The sequence below is a fragment of the Actinomadura parmotrematis genome, assembly GCF_019458805.1.
In the GTDB taxonomy this organism is placed as follows: Bacteria; Actinomycetota; Actinomycetes; order Streptosporangiales; family Streptosporangiaceae; genus Spirillospora; species Spirillospora parmotrematis.
This window is the reverse complement of record NZ_JAIBOA010000026.1, coordinates 1-16,259: the sequence shown is the minus strand read 5'-3', so window position 1 is coordinate 16,259 and position 16,259 is coordinate 1. Positions and strand designations below refer to the sequence as shown.

General features: G+C 74.1%; 17 protein-coding genes and 1 pseudogene. 14 read left to right on the top strand and 4 right to left on the bottom strand.

The genetic code is table 11. The features are described 5' to 3' along the window. Positions 1 to 85: 85 nt before the first annotated feature. Positions 86 to 787, bottom strand: coding sequence for a UTRA domain-containing protein (locus tag K1Y72_RS30370; protein ID WP_308287295.1), 702 nt, complete (start codon positions 785 to 787; stop codon positions 86 to 88). Between the two features lie 394 nt (positions 788 to 1,181). Here K1Y72_RS30370 and K1Y72_RS30365 point away from each other — a divergent pair, with 394 nt between their 5' ends. The 11 genes and pseudogenes from K1Y72_RS30365 (at position 1,182) to K1Y72_RS30315 (ending at position 9,221) form a co-directional block, all read left to right on the top strand. Continuing rightward, a complete protein-coding gene (locus K1Y72_RS30365; protein ID WP_220169947.1) occupies positions 1,182 to 1,541 on the top strand; it encodes a hypothetical protein in 360 nt (119 codons plus the stop codon). Beyond that, positions 1,538 to 2,347, top strand: a complete 810-nt coding sequence (locus tag K1Y72_RS30360; RefSeq protein WP_220169946.1) for a hypothetical protein — start codon at positions 1,538 to 1,540, stop codon at positions 2,345 to 2,347. The genes K1Y72_RS30365 and K1Y72_RS30360 overlap by 4 nt, the downstream gene beginning before the upstream one ends. Positions 2,348 to 2,361: 14 nt before the next feature. After that, positions 2,362 to 3,765, top strand: coding sequence for an FtsK/SpoIIIE domain-containing protein (locus tag K1Y72_RS30355; protein WP_220169945.1), 1,404 nt, complete (start codon positions 2,362 to 2,364; stop codon positions 3,763 to 3,765). A gap of 149 nt (positions 3,766 to 3,914) precedes the next feature. Continuing rightward, entirely contained in the window at positions 3,915 to 4,226 is a 312-nt protein-coding gene (locus K1Y72_RS30350; protein ID WP_220169944.1) for a hypothetical protein, read from the top strand. Next, positions 4,220 to 5,818 (top strand): replication initiator, encoded by a 1,599-nt coding sequence (locus K1Y72_RS30345; protein ID WP_258574154.1) that lies wholly within the window; start codon positions 4,220 to 4,222, stop codon positions 5,816 to 5,818. The genes K1Y72_RS30350 and K1Y72_RS30345 overlap by 7 nt, the downstream gene beginning before the upstream one ends. Further along, positions 5,811 to 6,026 (top strand): hypothetical protein, encoded by a 216-nt coding sequence (locus K1Y72_RS30340; protein ID WP_220169943.1) that lies wholly within the window; start codon positions 5,811 to 5,813, stop codon positions 6,024 to 6,026. Before K1Y72_RS30345 ends, K1Y72_RS30340 begins: the two co-directional genes overlap by 8 nt. Next, positions 6,014 to 6,409 carry a DUF4282 domain-containing protein gene (locus tag K1Y72_RS30335; RefSeq protein ID WP_220169942.1) on the top strand — a complete coding sequence of 132 codons (396 nt, stop codon included), beginning with the start codon at positions 6,014 to 6,016 and terminating at the stop codon, positions 6,407 to 6,409. The genes K1Y72_RS30340 and K1Y72_RS30335 overlap by 13 nt, the downstream gene beginning before the upstream one ends. 49 nt (positions 6,410 to 6,458) lie before the next feature. Beyond that, positions 6,459 to 7,421: a hypothetical protein gene (locus K1Y72_RS30330; RefSeq protein ID WP_220169941.1), complete on the top strand. Its 963-nt coding sequence runs from the start codon at positions 6,459 to 6,461 to the stop codon at positions 7,419 to 7,421. A 76-nt stretch (positions 7,422 to 7,497) separates the two neighbouring features. Further along, positions 7,498 to 7,683, top strand: a complete 186-nt coding sequence (locus K1Y72_RS30325; RefSeq protein WP_220169940.1) for a helix-turn-helix domain-containing protein — start codon at positions 7,498 to 7,500, stop codon at positions 7,681 to 7,683. A 292-nt stretch (positions 7,684 to 7,975) separates the two neighbouring features. Next, positions 7,976 to 8,428 (top strand): annotated as a pseudogene (locus K1Y72_RS37665) (tyrosine-type recombinase/integrase); the annotation flags it as partial. Positions 8,429 to 8,624: 196 nt separating this feature from the next. Next, positions 8,625 to 9,221 (top strand): site-specific integrase, encoded by a 597-nt coding sequence (locus tag K1Y72_RS30315; RefSeq protein WP_308287301.1) that lies wholly within the window; start codon positions 8,625 to 8,627, stop codon positions 9,219 to 9,221. Between the two features lie 103 nt (positions 9,222 to 9,324). Here K1Y72_RS30315 and K1Y72_RS30310 read toward each other — a convergent pair whose 3' ends face one another. Next, positions 9,325 to 10,707: an MFS transporter gene (locus tag K1Y72_RS30310; RefSeq protein WP_220169938.1), complete on the bottom strand. Its 1,383-nt coding sequence runs from the start codon at positions 10,705 to 10,707 to the stop codon at positions 9,325 to 9,327. An 84-nt stretch (positions 10,708 to 10,791) separates the two neighbouring features. Here K1Y72_RS30310 and K1Y72_RS30305 point away from each other — a divergent pair, with 84 nt between their 5' ends. Then, positions 10,792 to 11,592, top strand: coding sequence for a helix-turn-helix domain-containing protein (locus K1Y72_RS30305; RefSeq protein WP_220169937.1), 801 nt, complete (start codon positions 10,792 to 10,794; stop codon positions 11,590 to 11,592). An 18-nt stretch (positions 11,593 to 11,610) separates the two neighbouring features. Here K1Y72_RS30305 and K1Y72_RS30300 read toward each other — a convergent pair whose 3' ends face one another. Together K1Y72_RS30300 and K1Y72_RS30295 are read right to left on the bottom strand one after the other, a co-directional pair. After that, the gene (locus tag K1Y72_RS30300) at positions 11,611 to 11,958 is read right to left on the bottom strand and encodes a DUF6069 family protein (RefSeq protein WP_220169936.1); all 348 of its coding nucleotides are present in this window, start codon (positions 11,956 to 11,958) and stop codon (positions 11,611 to 11,613) included. 74 nt (positions 11,959 to 12,032) lie between these two features. Beyond that, positions 12,033 to 13,031: an RNA polymerase subunit sigma-70 gene (locus K1Y72_RS30295; protein WP_220169935.1), complete on the bottom strand. Its 999-nt coding sequence runs from the start codon at positions 13,029 to 13,031 to the stop codon at positions 12,033 to 12,035. A gap of 206 nt (positions 13,032 to 13,237) precedes the next feature. On the opposite strand from K1Y72_RS30295, the gene K1Y72_RS30290 reads away from it, so the two are divergent. Together K1Y72_RS30290 and K1Y72_RS30285 are read left to right on the top strand one after the other, a co-directional pair. Next, positions 13,238 to 14,077, top strand: coding sequence for a 3'-5' exonuclease (locus K1Y72_RS30290; RefSeq protein ID WP_220169934.1), 840 nt, complete (start codon positions 13,238 to 13,240; stop codon positions 14,075 to 14,077). A 192-nt stretch (positions 14,078 to 14,269) separates the two neighbouring features. Continuing rightward, positions 14,270 to 15,484, top strand: coding sequence for a riboflavin synthase (locus K1Y72_RS30285; protein ID WP_220169933.1), 1,215 nt, complete (start codon positions 14,270 to 14,272; stop codon positions 15,482 to 15,484). Positions 15,485 to 16,259: the final 775 nt, after the last annotated feature.

Here is a 16,259-nt window from a genome sequence, read left to right as displayed (position 1 = left end):
CGCACCCGGCACCGGGCACCTTCCGTGTGAGCGGGTGCGGACGTAGTGCCCGCTGCCCCGGCACGTGCGGGGTGCTGGCGGTGGGTTAGCTGTTGGCGGGGGCGGTGTCGGTGATGCGGGTGGAGTCGGCGGGCCACACGCTGACGGTGTGGTCGATGGGGTCGCCGTGTGTGGTGTAGAGGGTGACGTCGCGGACGAGCACGATGGCGGTGGAGTCCAGGTTGAGGATGCTGGCCTGGTAGGGCGTGGGGTGGTGGGCGGTGACGTCGGTGCGGCTGGTGGCGGGGCGAAGGTTCAGGTGGACGGCTAGCGCATCGGGCCAGGGGCCGGGGATGGGCTGGCTCTGGGCTAGGGGGCTGTCGGGGTAGACACCAGGGGTGTAGCTGGTGCGGATCTCCAGGGCGATGCGGCCGGTGGGGTCGGCGATGACCTGGCGGCGGACAAGGATGTGGGCGGCGCTGGGGCGCAACGCCAAGGCGTAGACGACGGTGGCGGGCGGGGCCTCGTAGCTGACGCTGACCAGGTGGGTTGAGGTCATCGGCTCGGGGATCTGCCCGCGCAGGGTGATGGTGTGGGCGGGGCGGGGCAGGGGGCGCGGCCCGCTGCTGGGCGTGGGCAGGTCGGTGCGCTGGGCGGGGAGCACGGCCGGGACGGCATGAGGGCCTGATCCGGCGCCGGTGCGGGGATCGGGGGCGGTGGCGTCGGCGAAGCCGGGCGGCATGGGTGCTGCGCTGTCGGCGCCCTCGGGACCGGTGGTGGCGAGGTAGCCGCGCGTGCTGTCTTGCACCGCCCATCCGGACTGGAGAAGTTCGGCCTGAACGCGCTTGCTGGTGGAGTCGGAGACCTGCCAGTGCTGTTCGATCTGCGCGCGGGTGGGGAGCCGCGTTCCGGCCGGATAGTGCCCGGAGCGGATCGCGTCAATGATCTGATCACGGATAGTCAGGTACAGCTTCGGCGCGTCACTAAGGGTGGTGCGGCCTGAGCTTGGGGGAAACGGCTTCTTCTGTCCCAATGTGGCCACCCTTATCCGTTGTGATCAGCGCGAATGAGATCACCCCAAAGTCTAGTGCCCCAAAGCTTGGGGCCTCCACGTTTGCGGTGTCCCTAACCGGCCGACACTTTGGGGTGTCATACCCCAAATCTTGGGGCGTTCGGGGTGGGCGATGTGGGAGGCAACGAGGATGCAGTTTCAGATCGTGACGGACGGCGTGACGTGGCTGGTGGCGGAGACGCCCGAAGCGCGGCGCGACTTCGAGTCCGGTGACCCGAAGGTGGACAAGGAGACGGGGGCGCCGCTGTTTCAGGTGCGGCTGCTGGCGATGGGGCCGGACGGGTCGGCGCCGCTGCGGGTGAGCGTGGTGGGCGACCCGGGCCTGACCCAGGCGACGTTCGTACGGCCGGTCGGGCTGGTCCTCAACGCGATGGAGCGGCGCGGGGAGTCGATCACCTGGTGGACGGTGGAGCGGCTGGAGCCGCTGGGCGGTCCGGAGGGACAGCCCGGCCCGGCGGGTGGCTCGACCGTTAAGGGCGCGGCCAAGTGAGCGCGGCGGGCGGCGGGCAGCGGGGCGGGGACCTGCTGCGGGGGCGCGTGGTGATGCCTCCGGACCTGGCGGTGGCGGTGGGGATGGCCGATGCCTGGGATGGCGGCCTGGCGGGGTATGTGATCACGGCCGGGGTCACGGGGCCGGTGCGGGTGATCTACTCCATGACCGAACCGGCGGGACCGACGTGGACCATGCGGGTACAGCCGCGCGAGCGTCGGCGGCGCCGCGCGGTGCTGGCCGGGCTGGCGGTCGGGCTGCTGGAGAACGTCCCCGAGCGGACCGGCGGGGAGACCCCGCACGGGTGGGCGAGCGTGACGGCGTGGGGGCGGACGGCGTGGGCGCCGCTGGACGCTGACGGGCTGGTCGACGGGCGGCCGGTGCCGGTGGCGGACCTGGTGGTGGCGCTGGTGCCCGATCGGGTCTGGGTGGAGCTGCACACGCGGCGGGCGCGGGCGTGGGAGCGGTGGCGGTCACGGTCGGTGCACGGTCTTCCCAACGGCGGCAACGGCGGGTTCGGGTCGCTGGTGGCGGGGTCGGCGCTGTGGGCGGACACCACGGTCCGCGACGGCGCCCCGCACAACCCGGCGGCCAACCCGGCGGACGCCACGATGGTCAACGGGGTGATCCGGGGCGCGGGCGGCGCGTGGGCCGGTGGCCGCGCGGTGGAGGGGATGGGCTGGCCGGGCATCCGGCACGGCGCCCGCTACAACGGCTCGGACGACACGGTGCGCGATGACTCGGGAAGCGGCACGGGCGACGGGTCGGACGGCGGTTCGGGCGGTTCGGGTGGGGGTGCGTGGTGAGTCGTCCGCAGCGCATGAGCGGGGTGCAGGCGCCGGGGAGTGTGGGCCTGCCCCCGGTGCGGCAGCGTCCGGATCTGCCGGTGCGGGCTCGGCTGACGGTGGGTTCGGCGCTGATCCTGTGGGTGATCCGGCCGTCGTGGCTGTGGCGTCGTGAGCTGGCGGCGGTGGGCCTGCTGGTGGTGCTGGCGGGTGCGGGCTGGCTGGTGACCGGCTGGGCCGGGGCGGTGGCGGCGCCCTGGGGGCTGGCGCTGGTGGTGTGCTCGGTGCCGGTCTGCCGGCGCCGGGCGGCCCGCACCCTTCGGCGGGCGCGGCTGCGGCGCCACTGGGACCGGGCGTGCCGGTTCGCCAACCTGACCACGGTCAACGACCGGGTCTTTCGCATCGTGCGGGACGTGGTGGTGCCCGGTGGTGACCGGCTGACGGTGCGGGTGCCGCGCGGCTCGACGGCCGGTGATCTGGAGGACGCGGCCGAAACGGTGGCGGCGCTGCTGTCGGTGCGTGAGGTACGGGTCCGCCGCGACAGCGACCGGGCGGACCGGGCGCACGTGGACATCGTGCGGCGCGACCCGTTCGCCAATCCCGACGATCCTGGGGTGTCGCTGCCGATCCGGTGGCCGTGGGCGGGCGGCGGTCCGCGCAATGTCCGCGACCCGATCCCGGTCGCGGTGGACGACATGGGGCAGACGCTCACGCTCAAGCTGGAGGGCAAGAACATCCTGCTGGGAGGTGAGCCGGAGGCGGGCAAGAGCGCGGCCTTGTCGCTGCTGCTGGGGGCGGCGGCGCTGGACCCCTCGTGCGAAATCTGGGGCGCGGACGCCAAGCGGGTGGAACTGGCGCTGTGGCGGCCGGTCATGAACCGGATCGTCTACGGCGACATGGATCAGGCGATCGGGCAGGCCGAAGACCTGATCAAGATCATGGATCAGCGGTATGAGCTGCTGGAGTCGGCGGGGCGGCGGGTGCTGACGGCCGCCGACGGTCCGCTGAGCCTGTACGTGGTGGACGAGCTGCGGTTCTTCACCGCCTCAACCGATCGCAAGGCGTCCAAGCATTACAACGCGCTGGCGGTGGACCTGGTGGCGCGGGGCCGGGCGGCGCGGATCGTGGCGTGCCTGGCCACGCAGAAACCCTCGGCGGACGTGGTGCCTTCGACGCTGCGGGACCTGGTGGGCTACCGGTGGGCGATGCGGTGTACGACCCGCGATGTCTCCGACACCATTCTCGGCGCGGGGATGGCCTCGGCCGGGTACAGCGCGGCGGACATCGACGTGCGCACGCGCGGTGTGGGCCTGCTGCACGCCGAAGGGGGCCACCCCCGGCTGTGCAAGTCCTTCTACCTCAGCGACAACGAGATCACCGACGTGGTGGCGCGCGGGGTGGCGCTGCGGCGGCTGGTCGGCGGTGAGGACTGGGTCTAGGACCCCGTCCCTCCGGCTGCCCCTCCTTCTCTCCCCCTCTTCCCTCCTCTTCCCTCCTCTTCTTCTGAACGCTCCGCGCGGGCGGGGTGGGCGGCAGCGTGCCCGCCCGCCCGTGCCGGGGCTCCCCTTCGACGGACGGCGGTGACGGCATGGCCAAGGCGGTAGGGCACGGCAGCAGATCGGCGGGCGGGGTGTGCCCGTGCGCGGACAAGGCGGCGGGCCGGGTCTACCCGGTGGAGCGGCCGCAGAGCGGACGTGACGAACGGTTCTCGGCGGACCTGGTGCGGGACCTGGCGGAGGTGCTGGCCGCGCACGAGTTCCCGGCAGTGGAGGACGACTCCCCCGACTTCTACGCGTTGATGTGGTGCGCGTGGCGCTACGTCTACGGGCACGCCGCGCACGGTCGGCACGCCCGGCCGGTCAGCGGACCCGTGGCGGGCGGCGGGGAGCCGGGATGGTGAGCGGGGGCCGGCGGCACTCCGCCCGCACGCTCCGCACCCTGCGGACGGGGCTGGTGCGGCCGGCGCCCGCGCCCCCGGCGACCGGCGGGGTCACGGGCGGGGTGCTGGCGGGGATGCTGGCGCGGGTCGGTGACGGCGCGGGCTGGGCGGCGTGGCGGCGGCAGGTGGAGCACACCGGGCACTGTGTCCGGCCGGTCCGCATCCACGGGGGCGCGGACGCGGTGGACACCAGTACGGGCGCGGTGCTGGGGTCGTTCTCCTCGGCCGGTGAGCCGGACGGGGTGTTGCTGATCGCGTGTGGGGACCGGCGGGAGGCGGTGTGCCCGCCGTGCGCGGCTCGGTACCGGGCGGACCTGCGGCACCTGATCCGGGCGGGTCTGGCCGGGCGCGTGGGGGTGCTGGCGGACGGCGCGGACGCGGTACCGGCGAGCGTGAGCGCTCACCCGGTGGTGTTCGCCACCCTCACCGCGCCGTCCTTCGGGGCGGTGCACCGGTCGGCGGGTGAGCCGGGCGGGCCGTGCCGTCCTCGGTCGGGGCGCCCGCACTGCGCGCACGGCTATCGGCGGTGGTGCGACGCCTGGCACGCCTCCGATGATCCCCGTACGGGGACGCCGCTGTGTTACGAGTGCTATGACTACGCCGGTCACGTGATGTGGCACGGGGTGGTCCCCGAACTGTGGCGGCGGTTCGTGATCTACACCTATCGGGCGCTGGCGCGGGCGGGGTCGGCGGCGACCGGCGAGCGGGTCACGGTGCGGGCGGTGCGGGGGCTGCTGCGGGTCTCCTACGTCAAGGTGGCCGAATACCAGCGGCGGGGCGCGGTGCATCTGCACGCGGTGATGCGCCTGGACGGGGTGAACACCGACGGCGCGGACAGTGGGGACGGTGTGGTGGCGCCGCCGGGGTGGGCGGACGCGGGGACGTTGGCGGCGGCGGTGAAGGACGCGGCGGGCCGGGTGGCGGTCCGGCTGCCGGTGGCGGGTGGTTCGGGCGGCGGGGTGGCGCGGACGGCGCGGTGGGGCGGCCAGGTGGACGCGGTGCCGGTGACCGATCCGGGCCGGGTGGTGGGCTACCTGGCCAAATACGCCACCAAGAGCGCCGGTGACGTGCTGGCCGGTCTCCCGCCCCGCCGGTTCGGGCGCACGGAGGGGCGCGCGGTCCTGCGGCGGGTGTCGGCTCACGTGTCGCTGCTGGTGCAGGAGTGTTTCCGGCTCGGGGCGCGGCCGGAGCTGGCGAGGCTGCGGCTGAACGACTACCCCCACACGCTCGGATTCCGGGGCCATTTCGCGTCCAAGTCGCGCCGGTACGCGATGACGCTGGGGGCGCTGCGGGCGGTCCGGCGGGCCTGGCGGTCCGACCGGTCGGCCGACCGGTCCAGCTCGGGTGCGGGTGATCCGTGGGCGGCGGCGCGGGCGGCGGAGCGCTCGGGCGGGGACTCCACGGTGATCCTGCGGTCGTGGACGTTCGGTGGTCAGGGCTGGGCGCGGCTGGGAGACGCGGACTTGGCGGCCTCGCTCGCCAGGGATCACGCCGCGTGGCGAGAGGCGCGGGACCTGGCCGTGGCGAGCCGGGCCGGTGACGGCAATGGGTGACGCGCTGGGGGTCCTGGTCGGCCTGGTGCTGCTGGTGCTGCTGGTCCGCCGGGTCGCCGGGGGCAGCGGTGGCGGGCGGATGACGATCCGGTTCCGGGTGCCGCTGCGGCACCGCTTCCCCCGCCTGTGGTGGTCGGCGGTGGCGTTCGGGCTGCTGGTGGTGCTGCCGGTGGGGCTGCTGGCGGACGCCTGCGGGTGGTGGGGCTGATGGGCGGAAGCGGGCCGTACCGGGCGCGGGGCCTGCTGTCGGGCCTGGCGGACGTGGGATTCCGGCAGATGGTGACCTTCCGGTTGATCTCGGTCCTGTACGTGGCGGGGGTCGCGCTGGTGGGCGCGGCGACGCTGGCCGCCCTGGCGGTGGTGGCCGGGATGGCGGCCTGGCTGGGGGCGGGCTGGTGGCTGTTCGCGCCGCCGGTGCTGGCGGGCGGCGTGGTCGGAGTGCTGGGCGTTCGGGTGACGTGCGAATGGGTGCTGATGGCGTTCAGCCGGGGCCGCGCACCCCAAGCCATGCCCGACCGGCGCGAGACACCGGACAGGGCGACGAACACGACGGGCAACGCAGCGAAGGGACAGGGACATGCGGGTGCGTGACAGAGCGAGCCAGAAGGCCGGTTCCGCCGGCCGTAGGGCGTGGGCGGCGGTGGTAGCGAGGGGCGGCGCGGCCGGGCGGGTGCTGCTGCGCGGGCTGGCGGCGGTGGACACGGGCGCGGGCCGGATGCTGGGTGCGGTGGCGCGGCAGTGGCGGCGGGTCGTGGTCCTGGTGGGCGTGCTGCTGGGGCTGGCGTGCATGGCGCTGGCGCTGGTGCCCGGCGGGGTGCAGGTCGCCCGGACCGGGCAGGTGGCGCCGCAGACGGGCGGCACGGGCGGCGGCACGGGGGGCGGCTCGGGTGGAGCGGACGGCGGCGGTCCGGGACCGGAAACGATCTTCTATCCGACGCTGACCACGGGCGAGATCCGCAAGGCGCTCACCCCCGGGAAAGCGGTCGGGTTCACCGGAGGGTCCAGTCTGCGGCGGTGGCGGCTGGGGTTCATCGTCACGGCCGGGGTGGTCGGGTGCGGGTGGAACGGCTGGCGGGTGCCCGGGACGCTGGTGGAGACGGGCAACGTGTCCAAGCGCATCCCGAAGGGGGCGGACGCGCACGACGGCTACACCGTTCAGGCGGTCGCCTACTCCAGCGGTGAGCAGGCGGGCGCGACGTGGCGGGCCCTGGCCGGGCGGGCGGCCAAGTGCCCGGCGAAGCACAGTACCCCGCGAGCCCACATCTCCGGGACGTATTACGCGCTGGAGAACACGCAGCATTGGAAGATCCTGGGCCGCGACTCCGGTCCGGGCTGGCAGTCGATGCGCGTCCGCGAGCGCGTCACCTACCCCGACAGCAGATGGCGCGAGCGGGCCATCTTGACCCGCGTCGTGGACTACCTCCAGGTCGGAAACGTGCTGCTCGTGCAGCTCCTGCACATCTGGCAGGAGCCCGGCGACATGGAAGAGGCGGTAATGCGACGCGCCGCGCTCATCCTGGATCGGACCCTCAAGCGGGCCGGTGAGCCGCCGTGCCAGTGGGAGGCGGCGGCGGACATGGCGTGCCGGATCGTGGCGCGGTGACGCGGCAGTGAGCGGGGCGCCGTGCGGGTCCAAGGGGGGCGGCTCGCACGGCGGCCCGGGGGCAGGGGTGGAACGCATGACGGCAGAACTGTGGACGATAGACGATCTGGCGCGTTTCCTGCGGAAAAAGAAGTCCTGGGTGTACGAGAACTACCGGGAACAGTTCCCGTACTACAAGGTCGGGCAGCAAATCAGGTTCGATCCGGCGGAGATCCGCGCGGCACTGCGCGAGCATCGCGACAACGGCGCCGGTGGCATTTAGCATGATGGTGAAAGCCGCGCGACAAGGGGTCCGGGCTGGCGGATAGGCGCCCTGGAAAAGGCGGGCCGCGAAGCGGCCAGGCAAGAAACCGGGGGCGCACCCCGGCCCGGACCGCGACGGCCACACCACTCGTGACCACCTACGGCGCCGATATAGGCACGGCGCTTGCGTCCTTTGATGGGGCGGGCGGTCGGGGGACGGAAGGTGGGAGCGCCGGAAGCCGGCCGTCCACCCTTTCCCGGTGAATACATTAGCCGCTATAGGCCGTGGATATGCGGCCCTACCTGCATGAATGCGACATAGATTGGTGTCAACAGGCGTCAACAGGAAAGGGTCGGTGGTCGCGATGGCGGCACAGAAATGGGCGGACGGCGAAATGCGGGACGGGGTGCGCAAGGTCTTGAACCGGCGGGCCTCCAAGCGGGCGGGAAAGGACGTGCATTCCTTCAAGGTCCCCTACCGCGACGCGACCGGCAAGCAGACCAGCGAGACGTTCGCCTCCCTGGCGCACGCCAAGGCGTTCCGGGACAAGGTGCGCACCGGGCGCGCGGTAGGTCTGGTGGTGGACGTGGCGGGCGGCAAGGAGAGCCTGCGGGCCTACGCCGAATCGTGGCTGGCGGCGGCCAAGGTGTCCAAGCGCGAACGCACCTACGCCATGCACCGCTCCCACCTGCACCGGCACATCTTCCCCGCCCTGGGCGGTACGGCGCTGCGCGCGATCTCCCGTCAGGACGTGCAGGACTGGGTGAACCGCCTGGCGGCCCGCTACGCCCCGCGCACCGTGATCGGCATCTACAAGACGCTCGTGGGCGTGCTGCGGCGCGCGCACCTGGTGGACAAGGTCATCCCGCACACCCCGTGTGTGGGTATCCAGCTCCCCGTCGTGCCCAAGCGCAAGGTGCGCGTGCTGACCGTGCAAGAGCTGGGCGCGCTGCTGCGCGCTGCTGGGCGCGGCGCCCGGCCGCTGGAAGCACGTCATGGCGCTGACGGTCTCCACGGGCCTACGGCGCTGCGAGGTCCTGGGGCTCACCTGGGACCGGGTGGACCTGGTGGCGGGCACGCTGACGGTGGATCGTCAGCTCGACGCCGACGGGCGGCGGCTGGCGCCGGTGAAGACCCGCAACTCCGAGCGGGTCATCCCGCTGGGCGCCGCTGCCGTGCGGGCGCTGGAAGCGCTGCGCGACGACTACCCGACCGTGCCCGTGGATCTGGACCACAGCGACGGCTACACCGTGCACGGCGCGCACCTGGTGGTCCAGGCGCGCACCAAGACCCCGGTCCACCCCTCCTACCTCGGGCACGTCTTCAAGGACGCGCGCGAAGCGGCGGGCCTGCCCGCAGGGGTCACCCTGCACACCCTCCGGCACACCTTCGCCTCCATGCTCATCGCGCAGGGAACCCAACCCCGCGTCATCCAAGAGCGCATGGGCCACGGCTCCATCGTCATCACGATGGACACCTACGGCCACCTGTTCCCGGTGGAGGACAACAAGACCCGCGACGCCATCGACACGGCTCTTTCCGGTCTGACCTGGTAAAACCCGCTGAGGTGACAACGTGATGACACGAAACCGCCCCCACACCACAGACACCCCCGGTGACCTGCGGCCAAGCAGCGATTTCGTGTCCACACGCAGCATCTCAACGTTTGGCGACCGGGTGGTCACGGGTGGGGGGACGGGCGGGCGGGCCGCCGTCCGTGGGCGGCTCGGCGCGCACCGCCCGCCACGCGCACGCCGCCCCCGCCGCCAGCAGCACGGTGAGGAGCACCGCGACCCGCACCAGGCCGCCCGCCGGATCGGGCGCCGCCAGGTACACGCCGCCGAGCACCGCGATCGCCGACACGTTGGCCAGCAGCGTCCCGGTGTTGACCAGCGCCGACAGCGCCGACGCCCGCCCGGGCCCGGCCGCGCCGCTCATCCGCTCCACCAGCGGCGCGAACCCGCACGCGTGCCCGGCCCCCGCGGCCACCAGCAGCGGCGCCACCGGCCCGTACGCCCCGCCGCCCGCCGCCAGCGCGACCGGCACCACCGCCGCCGCGAACACGACCGGACCCGCGACCGGCAGCAGCCCCCGCCCCGGCAGCCGCGACCACGCCAGGCTCGCCGCCCCGAAACCGAGCGGGTAGGGCAGGAACGCCAGGCCCGCCATCGGCGGCGAATAGCCGAGACCGGTCTGCAGGTGCAGCGCCAGGCAGAACAGCAGGGCGGTGTAAGCGCCCATCACGCAGCAGCACGCGGCGAGGCCCGCCCGCACCCCCGGCACGCGCAGCACGCCGAGGTCGAGCAGCGGATGCGCGGCGCGCCGCTCGTGGACGACGAACAGCGCGACCCCCGCGCAGCCCGCCGCCAGCGACACCCCCGTCCAGGCGGGCCAGCCCTGCTCGCGGCCGAACACCAGCGGCAGCACCAGCGCCGCCATCCCCGCCGACAGCAGCGCCACCCCGGCGAGGTCCAGGCGCCGCCGCCCGCCCGGGACGGCGCCCGGCAGCACGCGCGGCCCGGCCAGGACGACCGCGGCGGCGACGGGCACGTTCACCAGGAACACCGGCCGCCACCCCGCCCAGCCCACGATCACCCCGCCGGCGATCTGCCCGATCGCGACGCCGAGCGCCAGCACCGTCGAGTAGAGCCCGAGCGCCCGGACCCGCGCCGCCCCCGCGAAATGCAGCTGGATCAGCGCGAGGACCTGCGGCAGCACCAGCGCGCCCGCCGCGCCCTGCGCGGCGCGGGCGGCGACGAGCGCGGCGCCGCCGGGCGCGAGCCCGCACGCCAGCGACGCCGTCCCGAACGCCGCGACGCCGGCGAGGAACACGCGCCGGTGCCCGAACAGGTCGCCGAGCCGCGCGCCGGTCACCACCAGCACCGCCAGCGCCAGGATGTAGGCGCCGGTCACCAGCTGCAGCACCGCGTCCGAGGCGTGCAGCCCGGCGCGCACGTGCGGCAGCGCCACCGTCACGATGGACCCGTCCATCGACACCATGACCTGCGCGGCGAGCAGGGCGGTGAGCAGTCCTCGGCGCATGCGGCCTCCCGTTCCGTCGGCAGGAGTCTGCGCCGCCCGGCCACCGCCCGGCTTGAACATGTTTGCTCGCTCTAGGCTGGAGGCGTGCTGTCGACCACGGTCCTCGCCGCGTCCCCGGACTTCACGGTGACGGCGGTCCGCTGCGCGGGCGGGCACGCGGGCTGGTCGGAGCCCGAACCGGCCCGCGGGTACGCGCTGGTCCTCGTCCGCTCGGGCTGGTTCCGGCTGCGCTCGCGCGGCGGCGGCGCGATCGCCGAACCCGCCTCCGGCTACCTCCAGCGCCCCGGCGACGAGCTGCGCTTCGCGCACCCGGCGGGCGGCGACACCTGCACCGCCGTGAACCTGTCCGAAGCCCTCTGGCACGACACGACGGACGGCGGAGATCACGCCGCCGGCCTGCCGCTCCGGGTGGACGGCCGCACCGAACTGGCGCACCGCGCGCTGCTGCGCGCGGCGCCCGACGCCGCCTTCGCCATGGCCGAGCACCTGGTCGGGCTCCTCGCCGGCGCCGCCTGCCACGGCCCGGCCGGGACGGGCACGCCCGCGCACCGCGCCCTCGCCGGAGCCGCCCGCGAGGCGCTCCTGACCGGCGCCCCGGCCGCGGCCGGCCTCGTCCCGCTGGCCCGCGCCCTCGGCGTCTCGCCCGCCCACCTCAGCCGCGTCTTCCGCCGCGAGACCGGCACCACCCTCACCCGCTACCGCAACCGGCTGCGCGTCTCGCGCGCCCTGGACCGCATCGGGAGCGGCGAGACCGACCTCGCCGCCCTCGCCGCCGACCTCGGCTTCGCCGACCAGGCGCACCTCACCCGCACCGTCCGCCGCGAGACCGGCGGCCCGCCCGGCCGCCTTCGCGCCCTGCTCGCCCCCGCCGACCCGCGACGATGAGGACGTGGAGCGGGTCGCTCAGGCCGCAGGCGCGTCCTGCCGCCGCCCGAGGCTTCGCGCCAGGATGGGGATCATCACCGCCGCGGGGACGAGGTGCAGCGCGAGGAGGGCGATGATGGTGGCGGTGCTCGCCCCGGACAGGACGGCCGGGACGAACGAGATCACGGTCAGCGACACCGCCGTTCGCACGAATCGCGCGGCGGGCCGGGCGCCCCAGTGAAGAAGCGCGGCGGCGAGCGTGGTGACCGCCATCGCCGCGAGCGCACCGGCCAAGCCGGTGCCGACGAGCCCGCGGAACCGGTGGGGGCGGCCGGTCCGGTCCGACGCCGGGCCCGCGACGACCCCGGTGTCCTTCGTGCTGTTCATATCGTCCTCCATCGTTCGGTGGTCGACGTGGTGGTGAGATGGGCACCGCGGCGCGACGCGAGCGCGCATCGGGGCTACTTCGTGCCGTCCGCCGGCAGGCGCTCCGGCAGCCCGAGCCGCGCGAACCGGTCGGCGTGGAAGATGACGATCTCGGCGATCGCCCCGCCGGTGACGCGCAGGACGTCGATCGTCAGCGGCAGGTACGCGCCCGCCCGCTCGCGCCAGAGGTAGAAGGCGACGGCGGGCTGCCGGTTCACGCGGGTCGGGACGGCGCGCAGGCCCGTCATGCGCGCGAAGCCGTCCTCGACCCAGTCGTCCACCACCGCACCGCGGCCGACGCGCACGCCCGGCGTGGGCGGCATCGAGCAGCGGACGTCGTCCCGCAGCAGCGCGGCGAGCCCGCCGATGTCCGCGGCCACGCTGGCGTCGGTGAAGCGGCGCACCAGCTCGCGCGTCCCGGCGTCGTCCTCTCCGCCGGTCCAGTCCTGCCGCTCGGCGGGCAGGCGCTCGCGCATGCCGGCGCGGGCCCGCTGCAGCGCGCTGTTCACCGAGTTGACGGAGTCCCCGAGGAGTTCGGCGACGTCCCTCGCCGGCCAGCCGAGCACGTCCCGCAGGATCAGCACGGCCCGCGGCCGCGGCGCGAGGTGCTGGACCGCGACCAGGTACGCCAGCTCGATCGTCTCCCGCGCGACGGCGGCGGTCTCCGGCTCGTCCGCACCGCCCGCGGGCGGCTCGTCGAGCAGCCGGTCCGGGTAGGGCTGCAGCCACGGCACCTCACCACCGGCCGCGGGCTCCGGGCGACGCTTGGCGAGCAGGTCCAGGCAGGCGTTGGTGGCGATCCGGTACAGCCACGCCCGGAACGTCGACCGCCCCTCGAACGTCTCCCGCCGCCGCCAGGCGCGCAGGAACGTCTCCTGCACGGTGTCCTCGGCGTCCTCGAACGACCCGAGCATCCGGTAGCAGTGCACGTGCAGCTCCCGCCGGTGCCGCTCCGCCAGGCCCGAGAACGCCGGCTCGCCGACCTCGCCCAGACCGATCATGCCCGGCTCCTGCAGCCGCGCGTCCGCACCCATCGCGTCGTCCTTCCGCCCGTCGTGTCCTGTCCCAGGTGTGACGGCCGCGCGGGCGATAACTCATCACCCGGCCCTCGCATTACGACCGCGCCGCGACGGTGAAGTCACCCGTGGTGCCCTTTCCGTCACCGAAAAGGGGGAGAGGGGCACGCACTGTCGGTGGCGTGCGATAGAACCGATCGGGCGGGGCGGACCCGCGGAGAGAGGTGACCGTGGAGAAGACCGACGAGGAGCGCCACCGGGACCGGCTGGCGGCCATCGAGTGGGCGCGCGGCGTCCTGGCCGACCCGGACGCGGTGGTCCTCGACGTGGAGACCGCCGACCTCGCGCCGTCCGGGCGCCGCGACGACCCCGGCCGCTACGACCTGGAACCCTGCGAGATCGGCGTCGTGTCCGTCGCCGGCGCCGTCCTGTACGACGAGCTGCTCGGCACCGCCGTCGAGATCAGCGCCGGCGCCACCGGCCTGCACGGCATCAGCCCCGCCATGGTCGCCGGCGTCCCGGTCTTCGCCGAGCGCGCCTACCGCGACCTCACCGCCCTCCTCGACGGCAAGCGCGTCATCGCCTACAACATCGCCTTCGACCGCGGCGTCCTCGCCCAGGCCGTCGCCCACAGCGACGGCGACGTCGACAGCGCCGACCGCTGGATCGCGCGGGCCCGCTGGGACGACGCGATGGACCCCTACGCCCGCTGGATCGGCGAATGGGACGCCGAACGCGGCCGCTACCGCCCCCAGAAGCAGCCCGGCAGCGGCCACCGCGCCATCGCCGACTGCTACACCACCCTCGGCCTGCTGCACACCATGGCGAAGGCGCACCCGTCCTGGCAGCCCCCCGTCCCCGACCGGCGCCGCCCCGCCGCCGGGCCCCGCATGGCGAGCGAGCGGCAGCTCAAGTTCATCAACAAGCTGCTGACGCAGGCGGGCGCCACCGCCCGCGCCGAACGGCACGCCCGGCTCGCCGCCATCGTCGGCCGCGACCTCGCCAGCTCCAAGGAGCTGACCATCGACGAGGCCAGCGCCGTCATCGACCGCCTCAACGGCTGACCCGCCGGGCCGCCGTGGGTTACATTGGCGGCGGTGCGATTCCAAGGTGCGGCGGTGACAGCCCGCCGGTTCCTCCGCGCGAGGAACGAGCCGGTGCGATTCCGGGCCACGCGGTGAGACCCCGCCCCCTGCTCGGACCCGCCGCGGGTCCCTGACGCCACGACCCGGCTCACGGCGAAGGGGAAGCCCACCATGTTCACCGGAAAGATCACCGAGATCGGCCGCATCACCGGCGTCCACGACGACCGCGCCGTCATCCGCGCCGACGCCTGCGCCACCCGCCTGCGGCCCGGCGGCTCCCTCAACGTCGCCGGCGTCCGGGTGACCGCCGAGCGCGTCGACGGCGCCCTCGTCACCGCCGCCGTCAGCCCCGAGACGCGCCGCCGCACCACCTTCGACCGGGACCTGGAACCCGGCCGCGCCGTCAACCTGGAGACGCCCCTCACCGCCGGCGCCCCCGTCGACGGCCACCTCGTGCAGGGCCACGTCGACGCCGTCGGCAAGGTCACCGCCGTCGACGACCTCGGCACCGCCCGCCGCGTCTGGATCCGGCCGCCCGCCCGGTTCCTGGACCGGGCCGCCGCCAAGGGATCGATCGGCGTCGACGGCGTCAGCCTCACCATCGCCGAGATCGTCAAGGACCGCTTCTCGGTCGCGCTCGTCCCCGCCACCCTCGCCGGCACCACCCTGGCCGCCCTGCGCGCCGGCGACCGCGTCAACCTGGAGTCCGACGTCCTCGCCCGCCTGGCCGGCGCCCACCCGCGCACCGACGTCGTCCGCGCCGTCGCCGCGCTCGGCTGGGCCGGGCACGCCACCGGCCGCACCGGAGTGGAGAAGGCCGTCGCGCAGCTCGCCGCCGGCGGCGCCGTCCTCGTCTGGGACGGCGACCGCGAGGTCGAGGGCGACGTCATCTTCGGCGGCGCCGCGCTGCGCCCCGAGGCGTTCACCTTCCTGCTCACCCAGGTCTACGGGTACCCGTGCGTGCCCTGCGCGCCCGACGTCCTGGACCGCCTGGAGATCCCGGAACTGCCCGGCGACGGGGACCGGCACGGCACCGCCTTCCACGCCCCCGTCGACCTCGCCGCCGGCACCGGCACCGGCGTCAGCGCCGCCGAACGCGCCGCGACCGTCCGGCACCTCGCCCGCCCGGACGCGCGACCCGGCGACTTCCACGGACCCGGCCACGTGATCCCCATCGCATCCCGGCCCGGCCTGCTGGCCGAGCGGCGCGGCCACACCGAAGCGACGGTCGCCCTCTGCACGGCGGCCGGCCTGCCGCCCGTGGGCGTCTGCTGCGAGGTCATGAACCCCGACGGCACCATGGCCGGCGCCGCCGACCTGGAGAACGCCGCCCTCCGCTGGGGCCTGCCCCTGGTCGACATCAACGACCTGCACGCTTGGCTGTGACCACCCGCTGACCCGGCCGGGGCGCGCAGCGCGCCCCGGCCGGGGAATAACCGCGAGACGACGCGCATTGAACACCGAGCGGCCCCGCAAGGGAGCCGCTCGAGCCGTGGACCGCACGGTCCGTCGACCAGAGAAGTGGGCGTTCGGACCACATCACTCCCGCGAGCCGGGTAGTGTCTGCGGAACGACGAGCAAGACAGGCGTCGCGGCACCCCGCCCGTCGATTTGACGGGCGCACCGCGAACGCATAGTTTTTCTCCTCGTCCCCAGCGGGATGCAGGACGCCGTCACACGGTGGCCGGCCCAGGGGAACCCACACCCAGCTCGAACCGACACGGTTTCACCGTGCCCGGGACGATGCCCTGTGTGCGGGAATCAGGGAAAGCGCGGTTTTGACAAACGCGCAGGATCTGATGAAATGGCAACAGCCGCCCGGAAGGGAACGCGAAAGCGGACCCGGAAACGGCGGAATCAGAGAAGAACGGGAAATTGACAGCCCGAACGGATCTGATAAAGTAATCGAGTCGCCCCGGAGCGAGACCTGCGGAAGCGGGTGGAGCGCGGTGGGTGTCCGTTTCTTGAGAACTCAACAGCGTGTTAAAAGCCAGTGCCTTTATCGATCAGGCGAGAGCCTGGTCGCCCCGTTCCATCGGTCTTCGGTCCGGTGGGGGGATTTCTTTGAGGCAAGTCGGCCCCGATGTGTCGGGGTCGCATTTGCCGGGATTTCGATCCTTCAAGGTTTGGCATCGTTGGGGTTCGCCCCCTGGTGGTGCCG

What these genes read in the sequence shown, in the direction of transcription:
- K1Y72_RS30365 (WP_220169947.1), top strand. Translation starts at nt 1,182, where the DNA reads ATGCAGTTTCAGATCGTGACGGACGGCGTGACGTGGCTGGTGGCGGAG.
- K1Y72_RS30355 (WP_220169945.1), top strand. Translation starts at nt 2,362, where the DNA reads ATGAGCGGGGTGCAGGCGCCGGGGAGTGTGGGCCTGCCCCCGGTGCGG.
- K1Y72_RS30350 (WP_220169944.1), top strand. Translation starts at nt 3,915, where the DNA reads ATGGCCAAGGCGGTAGGGCACGGCAGCAGATCGGCGGGCGGGGTGTGC.
- K1Y72_RS30345 (WP_258574154.1), top strand. Translation starts at nt 4,220, where the DNA reads ATGGTGAGCGGGGGCCGGCGGCACTCCGCCCGCACGCTCCGCACCCTG.
- K1Y72_RS30340 (WP_220169943.1), top strand. Translation starts at nt 5,811, where the DNA reads ATGGGTGACGCGCTGGGGGTCCTGGTCGGCCTGGTGCTGCTGGTGCTG.
- K1Y72_RS30325 (WP_220169940.1), top strand. Translation starts at nt 7,498, where the DNA reads ATGACGGCAGAACTGTGGACGATAGACGATCTGGCGCGTTTCCTGCGG.
- K1Y72_RS30310 (WP_220169938.1), bottom strand. Translation starts at nt 10,707, where the DNA reads ATGCGCCGAGGACTGCTCACCGCCCTGCTCGCCGCGCAGGTCATGGTG.
- K1Y72_RS30300 (WP_220169936.1), bottom strand. Translation starts at nt 11,958, where the DNA reads ATGAACAGCACGAAGGACACCGGGGTCGTCGCGGGCCCGGCGTCGGAC.
- K1Y72_RS30295 (WP_220169935.1), bottom strand. Translation starts at nt 13,031, where the DNA reads ATGGGTGCGGACGCGCGGCTGCAGGAGCCGGGCATGATCGGTCTGGGC.
- K1Y72_RS30285 (WP_220169933.1), top strand. Translation starts at nt 14,270, where the DNA reads ATGTTCACCGGAAAGATCACCGAGATCGGCCGCATCACCGGCGTCCAC.